The organism is Pseudoalteromonas sp. 3J6 (assembly GCF_903995135.1).
Classification (GTDB): domain Bacteria; phylum Pseudomonadota; class Gammaproteobacteria; order Enterobacterales; family Alteromonadaceae; genus Pseudoalteromonas.
The window spans coordinates 55,451-67,055 of the sequence record NZ_LR877185.1 but is presented as its reverse complement, the minus strand read 5'-3'; the positions used below and the strand labels follow the sequence as shown (position 1 = coordinate 67,055).

The 11,605-nt window shown below is 40.3% G+C and carries 13 protein-coding genes; 3 read left to right on the top strand and 10 right to left on the bottom strand.

What is annotated here, in order from left to right; translation table 11 throughout:
- Positions 1 to 97 precede the first annotated feature (97 nt).
- The 5 genes from P3J6_RS00285 to P3J6_RS00265 form a co-directional block, all read right to left on the bottom strand.
- The gene (locus P3J6_RS00285) at positions 98 to 274 is read right to left on the bottom strand and encodes a hypothetical protein (RefSeq protein WP_010390817.1); all 177 of its coding nucleotides are present in this window, start codon (positions 272 to 274) and stop codon (positions 98 to 100) included.
- A gap of 19 nt (positions 275 to 293) precedes the next feature.
- Positions 294 to 1,265, bottom strand: coding sequence for an aldo/keto reductase (locus P3J6_RS00280; protein WP_178955087.1), 972 nt, complete (start codon positions 1,263 to 1,265; stop codon positions 294 to 296).
- Positions 1,266 to 1,404: 139 nt separating this feature from the next.
- Positions 1,405 to 2,535 carry a sodium ion-translocating decarboxylase subunit beta gene (locus P3J6_RS00275; RefSeq protein WP_008115142.1) on the bottom strand — a complete coding sequence of 377 codons (1,131 nt, stop codon included), beginning with the start codon at positions 2,533 to 2,535 and terminating at the stop codon, positions 1,405 to 1,407.
- A 14-nt stretch (positions 2,536 to 2,549) separates the two neighbouring features.
- Complete coding sequence (oadA, locus tag P3J6_RS00270) at positions 2,550 to 4,331, bottom strand: sodium-extruding oxaloacetate decarboxylase subunit alpha (RefSeq protein ID WP_010390815.1); 1,782 nt, start codon at positions 4,329 to 4,331, stop codon at positions 2,550 to 2,552.
- 12 nt (positions 4,332 to 4,343) lie between these two features.
- Entirely contained in the window at positions 4,344 to 4,589 is a 246-nt protein-coding gene (locus P3J6_RS00265) for an OadG family protein (protein ID WP_010390814.1), read from the bottom strand.
- A gap of 521 nt (positions 4,590 to 5,110) precedes the next feature.
- Here P3J6_RS00265 and P3J6_RS00260 point away from each other — a divergent pair.
- The 3 genes from P3J6_RS00260 (at position 5,111) to P3J6_RS00250 (ending at position 6,128) form a co-directional block, all read left to right on the top strand.
- Positions 5,111 to 5,284 carry a DUF1328 domain-containing protein gene (locus P3J6_RS00260; protein WP_002961939.1) on the top strand — a complete coding sequence of 58 codons (174 nt, stop codon included), beginning with the start codon at positions 5,111 to 5,113 and terminating at the stop codon, positions 5,282 to 5,284.
- 50 nt (positions 5,285 to 5,334) lie between these two features.
- A complete protein-coding gene (locus tag P3J6_RS00255; RefSeq protein WP_008115136.1) occupies positions 5,335 to 5,526 on the top strand; it encodes a hypothetical protein in 192 nt (63 codons plus the stop codon).
- Between the two features lie 134 nt (positions 5,527 to 5,660).
- The gene (locus tag P3J6_RS00250; RefSeq protein WP_010390812.1) at positions 5,661 to 6,128 is read left to right on the top strand and encodes a YcxB family protein; all 468 of its coding nucleotides are present in this window, start codon (positions 5,661 to 5,663) and stop codon (positions 6,126 to 6,128) included.
- Positions 6,129 to 6,181: 53 nt separating this feature from the next.
- On the opposite strand, the gene csrA is transcribed toward P3J6_RS00250, so the two are convergent.
- From csrA to P3J6_RS00225, 5 genes are all read right to left on the bottom strand, one after another.
- Positions 6,182 to 6,373 (bottom strand): carbon storage regulator CsrA, encoded by a 192-nt coding sequence (csrA, locus tag P3J6_RS00245; protein ID WP_004587515.1) that lies wholly within the window; start codon positions 6,371 to 6,373, stop codon positions 6,182 to 6,184.
- Between the two features lie 89 nt (positions 6,374 to 6,462).
- Positions 6,463 to 7,680 carry an aspartate kinase gene (locus P3J6_RS00240; protein WP_198521958.1) on the bottom strand — a complete coding sequence of 406 codons (1,218 nt, stop codon included), beginning with the start codon at positions 7,678 to 7,680 and terminating at the stop codon, positions 6,463 to 6,465.
- Positions 7,681 to 7,686: 6 nt separating this feature from the next.
- The gene (gene alaS / locus P3J6_RS00235; RefSeq protein WP_178955079.1) at positions 7,687 to 10,287 is read right to left on the bottom strand and encodes an alanine--tRNA ligase; all 2,601 of its coding nucleotides are present in this window, start codon (positions 10,285 to 10,287) and stop codon (positions 7,687 to 7,689) included.
- A gap of 19 nt (positions 10,288 to 10,306) precedes the next feature.
- Positions 10,307 to 10,759, bottom strand: a complete 453-nt coding sequence (locus tag P3J6_RS00230; protein WP_138604929.1) for a regulatory protein RecX — start codon at positions 10,757 to 10,759, stop codon at positions 10,307 to 10,309.
- The gene (locus P3J6_RS00225; RefSeq protein WP_138604928.1) at positions 10,759 to 11,547 is read right to left on the bottom strand and encodes a BPSS1780 family membrane protein; all 789 of its coding nucleotides are present in this window, start codon (positions 11,545 to 11,547) and stop codon (positions 10,759 to 10,761) included. Before P3J6_RS00225 ends, P3J6_RS00230 begins: the two co-directional genes overlap by 1 nt.
- Between the last annotated feature and the right edge of the window lie 58 nt (positions 11,548 to 11,605).

Genomic DNA, 11,605 nt, shown 5'->3' with positions numbered 1-11,605 from the left:
CTTTTTTGTATGTAATGATTATACCAACCAGCATAGAGACTCGGACAATTTCACGAATTCCCCCTATATCGAAGCAGCTCGGTACTAAATTTCAGAGTTAATTTACGAGTACATAAATAAGCTGCACAACCAAAGAGATCATCACCAGTGGCCAAATATATTTACTATATTTAGTAGCACTCTCAAGCCCCATTTTACTTTGGTATTTTTCCAGTAACGGAATAATGATCACCAAAGCAATGACTAAGCTAATTAAAATAACAAATATGTTCATATCATCACCCTACACTAGGTTATGGTAAAGCGCAGCCTTTCGCGCTGATATATAGCTCATACCAATGCTCACGACTTAAGTTAACATTAACCGCATCACAGGATGCTTTTATTCGCTCTATGTTAGTAGTGCCAATAATTGGTTGAATTGATGCTGGGTGGCGCAGCAGCCATGCTAATACGATAGCTTCTGCTGTTGTACCATAAAGTATGGCAAGCTTACTGACTAAAATACTGGTATTAATATCTGCAGGCGAGGCCTTTGATAAATCACCACCAGAGTATAAGCCTTGGCATAAACTACCCCAACTTTGAATCTGAATTTCATGCTCACGGCAATATTCAATATTGCCTGGGGTAAAGTTAATATCCTTGCCATCGGCATTACCCACATAAACGCCTTCATCAACCCATTGATGTTTTTGTAAACTCGCTTCGATTTGATTGGCCACAATCGGCATATCTAAAGCGCGTTGCAAAAACCGTATTTGATATTGCGACATATTAGACACCGCAAAATGACGCACTTTGCCACTTTCTTTTAAACAACTAAATACTTGTGCAACTTCCTCTACTTCCATTAAAGGATCTGGGCGATGCAGCATAAGTATATCTAAATATTCAGTATTTAATCGTTTTAATGAGCCTTCTACCGAGCGCTCAATCCAATCAGCTGAAAAGTCATAACGTTGTGGGTTTTGATCATCAGCAAAGCGAATACCACACTTAGACTGAATATACATTTGCTCTCTAAGTTCTGGTCGCTCAGCCAGAGCTTGACCAAAAACATGTTCGGCTTTGCCTAAGGTATAAATATCAGCATGATCGAAAAAATTAATTCCGCCTTCAATGGCGGCATCTATGCATGAATGAGTTTGTTGTAAATGCGCACTGGTAATCGCATCTTTATTCCATGCGCCTCCCAAACCCATACAGCCAAAAACAAGTTTGCTTACATTCGGGAGATATTTTGCCAGCGGAGTGTGTAACATTTTGACAGCCCTTTAAAAAATGAAGAGTGATTACTTTAAACAAAAAACCCTATACAAGAAACCGCTTAAGTCAAAACAGTGAATTTTATGCAAAAAAAAGCGCAGTAAACTGCGCTAATAGGTTGAGTCTAAATTATATTTAACCCACAAGAGCGAGTAAAATACCTGCCGCAACAGCACTACCAAGCACCCCTGCAACATTAGGCCCCATGGCATGCATTAATAAGAAGTTATGCGGGTTATTTTCAAGCCCAACCTTATTAACAACACGTGCTGCCATAGGCACAGCGGATACACCCGCAGCACCAATTAATGGGTTTATGGGGGTTTTTGATATCTTATTTAAGCCTTTAGCCATAAATACACCTGAGGCTGTACCAATAGCAAACGCCAGTGCACCCAGTACCAAAATACCAATAGTTTCTACTGTTAAGAACTGCTCGGCAGCAAGCTTAGAGCCCACTGCAAGTCCTAGAAATATGGTGGTGATATTAATGATTTCGTTTTGCGCACTGTTGCTGAGCCTATCAACTACACCCGACTCACGCATTAAGTTACCTAAACAGAACATACCAACCAGCGGAATTGCCGCAGGTAAGAATATAGCAGTTAAGGTAAGCACCATCAGTGGGAAAATAATTTTTTCCTTTTTAGATACTTTACGCAGTTCTGGCATTTGAATTTTACGTTCTTCAGGCGTTGTAAACGCACGCATAATAGGTGGCTGAATAATAGGAACCAACGCCATGTACGAGTACGCAGCCACCGCTATAGCGCCCAGTAAATCAGGGGCCAGCTTTGACGCTAAAAAGATAGCGGTTGGCCCATCTGCACCACCAATAATCGCAATTGCAGAAGCATCTTGTAAGCTAAATTCAAATCCCGGAATAAAGTTAAGTAAAATAGCGCCAAATAACGTCGCAAAAATACCAAACTGCGCTGCCGCACCTAATAGCAACATACGCGGGTTGGCAATCAGGGCACTAAAATCAGTTAAGGCCCCCACTCCCATAAATATTAATAGCGGAAAAATACCGGTATCAATACCAACATAATAAACATAGTAAAGTAAGCCACCTGGATCTGATAAACCAGCTACTGGAATATTAGTTAAAATAGCTCCGAAACCAATGGGCAGTAGCAATAACGGCTCAAAGTTTTTGGCAATTGCTAAAAATAATAGCAAACAACCAACGGCAATCATGATCAGCCCAGGAAATGTAAAGTTAGCAATGCCTGTGGCATGCCAGAGGTTTAAAATACCATCCATCCTCTATTTACTCCTTAAGCTAGTGCAATCATTGCATCGCCGGTTGACACTGAATCGCCCTCAGAAACAAGCACCTCAGCAATCGTACCGGTATGCATGGCGCGTACTTCGGTTTCCATTTTCATGGCTTCCATAATAATTACCACATCACCTTCATTGACTACCTGACCGGGTTTTACTTTAATTTTAAAAATATTACCGGCCAATGGTGCATTTAGAGTTTCACCCGAGGCAACCGATGCTGACTGTGGAATATGCTCTGAGTCTTTTAACGTCACCTCTTTAAGCTCACCACCTTGAGCAACCACGACATCGTATACTTTACCGTCTACTTTAACGCTGTATTGCTCTGCCTTAACGCTTTTATTGTTTGCCGCTGATTTTTCAGGTGCTTTATTGGCGTTATCATCAGCGCTAGGAACAGGCTCAAATGCATCAGGATTGTTACGGTTTTTAATAAATTTCAAACCAATCTGTGGAAATAATGCATAGGTAAGCACATCATCAATTTGCTCATCGGCTAAAGTTAGCCCTTGCTCCTGCGCAAGCTTGCTTAACTCAGCTTCTAAAGTTTCAAGTTCAGGTTTAATAATATCTGCAGGGCGACAGGTAATTGCTTCACTGCCATCAAGTACGCGCTCTTGAAGCTCTTTATTCATTGGTGCAGGTGTTGAACCATATTCACCTTTTAATACGCCAGCAGTTTCTTTGGTAATGGTTTTATAACGCTCACCAGTGAGTACATTTAATACCGCTTGAGTACCAACAATTTGTGAGGTAGGTGTAACGAGTGGAATAAAGCCTAAATCTTCACGTACTCGTGGAATTTCAAGTAGCACTTCGTTTAGTTTATCAGCAGCACCTTGCTCTTTAAGCTGGTTTTCCATGTTAGTTAACATACCACCTGGCACTTGGGCTAATAAAATTCGGCCATCGACACCTTTTAAGCTGCCTTCAAACGCAGCGTACTTTTTACGCACGTCTCTAAAGTAAGCGGCAATTTCTTCTAGGTGGTTTAAATCAAGCCCGGTATCACGCTCGGTCCCTTCAACGATTGCAGCAATTGTTTCAGTTGCTGAATGGCCATAAGTCATGCTCATAGACGATACAGCTGTGTCGAGCATATCAATGCCGGCATCAATCGCTTTTTGATAAGTAGCGGTGCTTAAACCCGTTGTTGCATGGCATTGCATTGCAATAGGTATGGAAACCGTTTCTTTTAACGCTTTAATGAGTTCTTCTGCATCGTAAGGCTTAAGCAATCCCGCCATATCTTTAATACAAATTGAATGACAACCCAATTCTTCAAGCTGCTTAGCAAGTGTTAACCACATATCTAATGTATGTACAGGGCTTACTGTGTAAGAAATTGTACCTTGCGCATGTGCCCCTACTTTAACCGCCGCTTTTATGGCAGTTTCTAAGTTACGTACATCATTCATGGCATCAAAAATACGAAATACGTCTACGCCATTTTTGTGGGCGCGCTCAACAAACTTCTCAACCACATCATCAGCATAATGGCGATATCCCAATAAGTTCTGACCACGAAGTAGCATTTGCTGTGGTGTATTTGGCATCGCTTTTTTAAGCGCGCGAATACGCTCCCATGGATCTTCACCTAAATAACGAATACATGAATCAAAGGTAGCTCCACCCCAAGATTCTATAGACCAATAACCTGCGTCATCAATTTTTTTTGCAATAGGTAACATGTCGTCTAATCGCATGCGGGTAGCTAAGAGCGACTGATGTGCGTCACGAAGTACGAGTTCTGTTATTTTTAATTTAGCCATTGGTATGCTCCTCTAATTATTATTTGTTTTGTACTGAGCAATGGCAGCACTAATTGCAGCGATGTGCTCATTTGGCACACCTTGAGATTTAAAAGATGGTGTTCTCTGTGATGCTTCTAGTTCTGGCTGAGAAAACTTGCTAGCCAGCTTAGACATGAGTGTCACTGCACCAATCAATAAAGAAAGAAATACAAACACACCCACCATGCCTGTTAGCATTAAATTGCCTGCAGTTGTGAGTAAAGCCCCTATATCCATAATTCTCCCCTGTTTAAAACCAAATACATAAAAAATCGGTTTATTTAAATAACTATTCACCAATAGTAACAAAAACTATTCTTTTGTCTACACGTTGTAAATTGGTAAAACCAATTAATCTAAAAGTAACATATCACCAATAAGGTTAACACCACCTAAAATAGCTTATTTAACCCAGATATATAGATGCTAAAAATGTTCGTTATAAACAAAGAATATATAAAAACACTAATACTTTGTAAAAACACATATAAAACAAACCTATTGTACTAACCCACTAATAACCTTCAAAACAAATGTTAATTGGTCTTACCAAAATAAAGAGCAACAACTATTTATTATCTCACCGCACACAACTGTGAATAAGTTACCGATAAGATCGTAAAAATTACCAACTCAATATAAAGCCAATCGCGAAAAATCGAAGTAAACAATTGATTTAAAACAAAATAAAATACTGGCACATTACTCGCTTATATAAAAACAACACTTTAACACTTAGATAAATCAAGGAGATGACAATGTTACGCTGGACAATTACATTTTTGGTGATCGCACTAATCGCAGCCGTTTTAGGATTTGGTGGTATTGCAGGAGCCGCAGCAGGAATTGCTAAGATCATATTTTTTATCTTTTTAGTTTTACTGGTTATTTCACTTGTCTCAGGCGCTTTACGTGGTAAAAGCCCCAGGTAGATAAGAAACAACGAACTCTCTTTTTAAATTTATATACAAGGAATTACATTATGAAATCATCAACACTTAAAGCAGCAGCTATTGGTCTATTCGCAAGTGCATTTATTATGGGTTGTGAAGACAATCATGCAGAAGAAGCCGGTGAGCGTATTGACGAAGCCGTGACAGATGTTCAAAACAAGGTAGAAGATACCTGTGAAGAAGTAAAAGAAGGCGTTAATGCCGAAGAGACAAATTGCTAATATTATTTATTTAGCTAAGAAACGACCTACGGGTCGTTTTTTTATGCCTAAAATATAAATAGTTTCTAGTCATTTCCCCTTTTAAGCTGCGCATTAGGCTAAAATAATAAAAAATAGCTTTTAAGTGCAAACACATGGTCTTTACAACAACTTATAAACTCGATAAACCTTATTTTTATGAATGCTTCGACCAATCGCTGCCTTATAGTAAGCGTGCACAACCTAAATACTTTTTATTGGCGCTACTTGTGGTTTTAGGGTTATTTGGCATTTATGGTTTAGGCGATCATTACCTTGGTACATTCTTGCTTATGTTAGCTTTACTCGAATGTATTGCCTTTTATTATCGTCGTCCTTGGTGGGTAACAAGGCAAATGCTTAGCAGAGCATCTGGTTCTGAAGTCACTCTCACCTTCGACGAGGACGGAATAAAATCAACCAATCATTACAAGAATTACCAGTTAGCTTGGCACGACATTAATGAAGTGATTACTACAGATTGCGGCCTATTGTTAAAAAGTAAAAGCGGTATGCAATACATTTCTAAGGCAATACTCGACGAAGAAACGATTGATTTTATACACAAAAAAGCCACTCAATGAGTGGCTTTTACAAATGTCATAGTTATTAACTAGCACATTTTATACTATGTTGATTAAGCATTGCCCGGATTAGGGTTAGACTTTTCAGCTTGTATGCGCATGTAAATTTCTTCACGATGAACTGATACGTCTTTAGGTGCGTTAACACCGATACGAACTTGATTTCCTTTAACACCCAGAACAGTAACGGTTACTTCGTCACCAATCATCAGGGTCTCGCCTACTCTACGAGTTAGTATTAGCATTCTCTTGCTCCCATGTTCCAATAAAATTATAAGATTCCGCAACACATTTTAATTAAAATTAGACTAAAAAGTAAGTAAAAACTCTCAATCTATTCATTTTCTGTTAAAAATGTCTTATGTAATGCACGAACAGCCAGTTCAAGGTATTTCTCATCTATTAAAACTGAAATTTTTATCTCTGAGGTTGAAACAAACATCACATCAATGTTCTCTTGTGCTAACGAATCAAAAAATAAACTCGCCACTCCAGAATGAGATTTCATCCCCATACCCACAGCTGACACTTTCGCCACATTAGTTAATCCGTCAATTGCCTGTGCGTCAAATTGCTGTTGCTCAGCCGCTAACAAATCAAGTGCGTTTAAATAATCATTTAAATGCACAGTAAAAGCATAGTCGACTTTTTCAACTTTATGATTAATTTGATTAATCATATCTATTTCGATGCCATTATCTGCAAAAAGTTTCAAAATTTTTGCAAGCGCTTTTGTGCCTTGCGGTACTCCATGTACCTTAATCAAACACTCGTCTCGATTAAATGCAATACCCGACACAACGTTACTCGCCACATCGCTCTCCTCAAAACTAATTAATGTACCTTCATCAGGTTTAAAGCTAGATAACACTCTTAATGGTACATTGTGCTTACCAGCCGACTCTACAGAGCGAATATGTAGCACTTTAGCACCTAAACTAGCCAGCTCAAGCATTTCGGCAAAGGTTACATGGCTTAAACGTCGTGCATTAGGTTCAATACGAGGATCTGTTGTATATACGCCATCAACATCAGTATAGATCTGACATTCATCCGCTTTTATTGCACCCGCTATTTCAACTGCAGAGGTATCGGTGCCACCACGCCCAAGCGTAGTCACGTTGCCCTCAATATCGCGCCCCTGAAAGCCGGCAATAATAGCAATACGGTTATGTTCAAGTTCATGTTTTAAACGCGTTGCAGCCACGTCTTCTACACGGGCTTTACCGAACATGTTATCGGTTAATATATTCACCTGATCGGCTAACAAGCTTACCGCAGAATGGCCGCGTTTAATAATCGCCATCGCTAATAAAGCTATAGAGACTTGTTCACCGGTACTGAGTAATACATCGAGTTCACGACTACTCGGGCGAGAGTCGATTTGTTTGGCAAGATTAATTAAGCGATTGGTTTCTCCCGACATTGCCGAAAGCACCACCACCACTTGGTGGCCTTGTTGCTTAGTTTTAACAACAAGGTCGGCGACCGCTTCAATACGCTCTATTGAGCCTACCGAAGTGCCGCCAAATTTTTGAACTATAAGTGCCACTTAAGCTTAAGTACGCTCAGTTAACCAAGCTGTTACACTATCAAGTGCTGCAGTTAAGTTTTGTGGCTCAGAACCACCTGCTTGCGCCATATCTGGACGACCGCCGCCTTTACCACCTACTTGGCCTGCCATGTGGTTAACTAACTCACCCGCTTTTACTTTACCGGTTAAGTCTTTAGTTACACCCGCAATTAGGCTTACTTTATCACCGCTGGCAACACCTAAAGCAATAACGCCTGAGCCAATCTTATTTTTAAGGTCATCAACCATGCCACGAAGCGCTTTTGATTCAGTTCCTTCAACGTTGGCAACTAACAATTTAACCCCATTAATTTCAACCACTGAATCAAGTAATGATGCACCTGCCGCACTGGCTAGTTTATCGTTAAGTTGGGCAACTTGCTTTTCAAGTCCTTTCGACTTTTCAAGTAAGGCAGTTACTTTTTCAAGTACTGACGCACTGTCACCTTTTACAAGCGCGGCAACATCTGCTAATTGCTGTTCTTGTTCATTAACATACGCGATTGCTTCTGCACCGGTTACCGCTTCAATACGACGAACACCGGCAGCAATACCGCTTTCAGATACAATTTTGAATAAACCAATGTCACCTGCACGCTCTACGTGTGTACCACCACAAAGCTCAATTGAGTAATCACCTATGGTTACTACACGTACTTCGTCATCGTACTTTTCGCCAAACAATGCCATAGCACCTTTTGCTTTAGCATCATCAATTGCCATTAGCTCAGTGTTAAGTGCAAAGTTACGACGAATTTCGTCATTTACTACACGTTCAATTTCGCGCAGTTCTTGTTTGGTCACTGCTTCAAAATGTGAGAAGTCAAAACGCAGGCGTTCTGGCTGCACAAGTGAGCCTTTTTGCGATACGTGCTCACCTAAAAGCTGACGCAATGCTTCATGTAAAATGTGCGTAGCTGTGTGATTTTTCTTAATGCTTTCACGACGCGCATCGTCAATAGTCGCATCCACTTTATCGTTAACGCCAATACGCCCTTGAACTGTTCCATGATGAGCAAAAGCATTACCCAATTTAGTGGTATTTGTTACATTAAACTCACCACCGGCAACAGTAATTGTACCGCTATCACCAATTTGGCCGCCTGATTCAGCGTAAAACGGAGTACGGTCTAAAACAATAATACCTTGCTGACCATCTTCTAATAACGATACCGATTCGCCACCGGCAAAAATTTCTACCACAGTGCCACGGTAATGATTACTATCGTAGCCTTTAAAATCAGTATGCTTGTCTGATTTTAATTGCTCGTTATAATCTGCACCAAATTTGCCCGCTTGCTGTGCTGTTTTACGTTGCACTGCCATACATGCTTCAAAACCTTGATGGTCAATGGTCATTTGGCGCTCACGCGCTACATCGGCTGTTAAATCGGCAGGGAAACCATAGGTATCGTAAAGTTTAAATACTAAGTCACCTGGGATCACATCCCCGGTTAAATCACTCAAGCTTTCTTCTAAAATAGCTAAACCACGCTCAAGCGTTTTACCAAACTGCTCTTCTTCAATACGCAGTACTTTTTCAATAATTTCTTGTTGCTTAGCAAGCTCTGGGTACGCTTGACCCATTTGCTCAATAAGTGCAGAAACCAATTTATAGAAAAACGCGCCTTTAGCACCTAACTTATTACCGTGACGTACTGCACGACGAATAATACGACGCAATACATAACCACGGCCTTCATTTGATGGCATAACCCCATCTGAAATTAAAAACGCACACGAACGAATATGATCCGCCACCACGCGAAGCGATTTATCATCCATATCTTGTGCATTAGTAACGCTTGCAGCGGCGGCAATTAAGCCTTGGAATAAATCGATTTCGTAGTTTGAATGCACACCTTGTAAAATAGCTGAAATACGCTCAAGGCCCATACCAGTATCAACAGATTGCTTAGGAAGTGGCTCCATAGTCCCGTCACTTTGACGGTTGTATTGCATAAATACTAAGTTCCAAATTTCAATGAAACGGTCGCCATCTTCTTCAGGAGTGCCCGGAGGACCACCCCAAATGTGCTCACCGTGATCATAAAATATTTCAGAACATGGACCACAAGGGCCGGTATCACCCATAGACCAAAAATTATCGCTCGTTGCAATACGAATAATACGATCTTCAGGTAAACCTATATCGTTAGCCCAGTAGCCAAAGGCTTCTTCGTCATCATGGTAAATGGTCACTAACAGCTTTTCTTTTGGTAGTTTTACAACCTCAGTTAAAAACTCCCACGCAAATTTAATTGCATCTTGCTTAAAGTAATCACCAAAGCTGAAATTACCTAGCATTTCGAAAAAGGTATGGTGACGTGCTGTGTAACCAACATTTTCTAAATCGTTGTGTTTACCACCAGCACGCACACAACGCTGAGAGCTAGTTGCGCGTGTATAAGGGCGGCTTTCGGCGCCTAAAAATACATCTTTAAATTGCACCATACCGGCATTATTAAATAACAACGTGGCATCGTTACCCGGTATAAGCGAACTAGAAGGAACAACTTGGTGTTGTTTGCTGGCAAAGAAGTCTAAAAACTGTTGCCTAATTTGTGCGGTAGTCATGTGCTGCATGTGAAAGTCTCACCTGTATTTACTGTGCTTGCATTGCAAAATTTATTTGATCATAGCTAAAACCTCGATACATTAAGTAGCGCACGCGCTTAGCTTTTTCTTTGTACTCGAGGTTTGCCGGTGTCGTTGAATATTTTTTGTTGTACGCTTCCTGCGCGAGCTCAAACCAATCTATTTCCAGCTCATCAACCACTGTTTCAAGCAGTGCTCTATCAATCCCTTTACTCATGGCTTCACTTTGAATTCGCTTTAAGCCATGGCATTTAAATATGTGTTTTCTTACAAACCCTTCACAGTAACGCTGCTCGTTAATAAAGTTGTGCTTTTCACACCAATCAAGCAGGTTTTCTATGAATTCATCGGTTGCTTCTCTTTGCTGTAACTTTTGAGTTAACTCTCGGCGCGAATACTCTTGCCTTCCTAGTAACCAAAGCACATAGTTTTTTAACTTTTGTTTTAATGTATCATCCATTAAGCGTCAAAGCGCCCGCTTTGCTCGCTACTTAAAGGCTTAATGTTACTGTCATCACTTGGTGGCACAACGGGCATAAAAATAGCCTGATAAGATACAAAGAAACTAATGTAGCAAATTGGCATTAAAATCAACAGCGGTAGTAGCGATAAGAACATCGACACCACCATTAATAATGCGCAAATAATACCATAAACACTTAATGGTAAAATATTATAATAAAACACCATAAACGAACTTTTTAAGGCATTTAAAATACGTTGCTCTTTATTAAAATAAACCAGCGGTACTGCGTAGGCAAACGAAGTAAAGTAAATTGAGAGCGCAATTAAAAACAATGCCACGTTTGCAAGCGAAATACTCTCAAGCATTTGGCTAACGGCGGTGTTTGGATCTAGGTCTGGCTGTGTCATAACCGCCATTGCATCAGCAAATAACCCATTGGCAAGCAGGGCAATTAAAATACCGGCCCCCATTTGATAAAGCGCTAAGCGAAATAAGCCTAACCGATTTCCTTTGGCTGAAAAGGGCTTCAAAATGTCGGCTAACATAATTTTTCCGCCCTGCTGCTTGGTAAGCACGGCTTGATAAAAACCAGCGGTTAAAAATGGTGTAGCCAATGCTGCAGCTATTTGTAATACCGGCAAAAATAACGACAACAAGCCAACAATGCCAATAAACAAATGCATAAAAATAAAAGTTAATGGCTGAGTTTTAAAAATTAGCCAACCCGCTTTAAACCATTTTAATGCCGCATCCGCTTTAAAAATTCGTAATTGTGTAGACATACTTGCTCTTAATTAAAACAAAACACGCCGAGTATAACTCGGCGCTGGTTGGTATTAC

Excerpts from the sequence above, each read along its gene's own strand:
- alaS (WP_178955079.1), bottom strand. The coding sequence starts at position 10,287 with ATGCAGCACATGACTACCGCACAAATTAGGCAACAGTTTTTAGACTTC.
- oadA (WP_010390815.1), bottom strand. The coding sequence starts at position 4,331 with ATGGCTAAATTAAAAATAACAGAACTCGTACTTCGTGACGCACATCAG.
- P3J6_RS00280 (WP_178955087.1), bottom strand. The coding sequence starts at position 1,265 with ATGTTACACACTCCGCTGGCAAAATATCTCCCGAATGTAAGCAAACTT.
- P3J6_RS00260 (WP_002961939.1), top strand. The coding sequence starts at position 5,111 with ATGTTACGCTGGACAATTACATTTTTGGTGATCGCACTAATCGCAGCC.
- csrA (WP_004587515.1), bottom strand. The coding sequence starts at position 6,373 with ATGCTAATACTAACTCGTAGAGTAGGCGAGACCCTGATGATTGGTGAC.
- P3J6_RS00255 (WP_008115136.1), top strand. The coding sequence starts at position 5,335 with ATGAAATCATCAACACTTAAAGCAGCAGCTATTGGTCTATTCGCAAGT.
- P3J6_RS00285 (WP_010390817.1), bottom strand. The coding sequence starts at position 274 with ATGAACATATTTGTTATTTTAATTAGCTTAGTCATTGCTTTGGTGATC.
- P3J6_RS00250 (WP_010390812.1), top strand. The coding sequence starts at position 5,661 with ATGGTCTTTACAACAACTTATAAACTCGATAAACCTTATTTTTATGAA.
- P3J6_RS00275 (WP_008115142.1), bottom strand. The coding sequence starts at position 2,535 with ATGGATGGTATTTTAAACCTCTGGCATGCCACAGGCATTGCTAACTTT.
- P3J6_RS00230 (WP_138604929.1), bottom strand. The coding sequence starts at position 10,759 with ATGGATGATACATTAAAACAAAAGTTAAAAAACTATGTGCTTTGGTTA.
- P3J6_RS00265 (WP_010390814.1), bottom strand. The coding sequence starts at position 4,589 with ATGGATATAGGGGCTTTACTCACAACTGCAGGCAATTTAATGCTAACA.
- P3J6_RS00225 (WP_138604928.1), bottom strand. The coding sequence starts at position 11,547 with ATGTCTACACAATTACGAATTTTTAAAGCGGATGCGGCATTAAAATGG.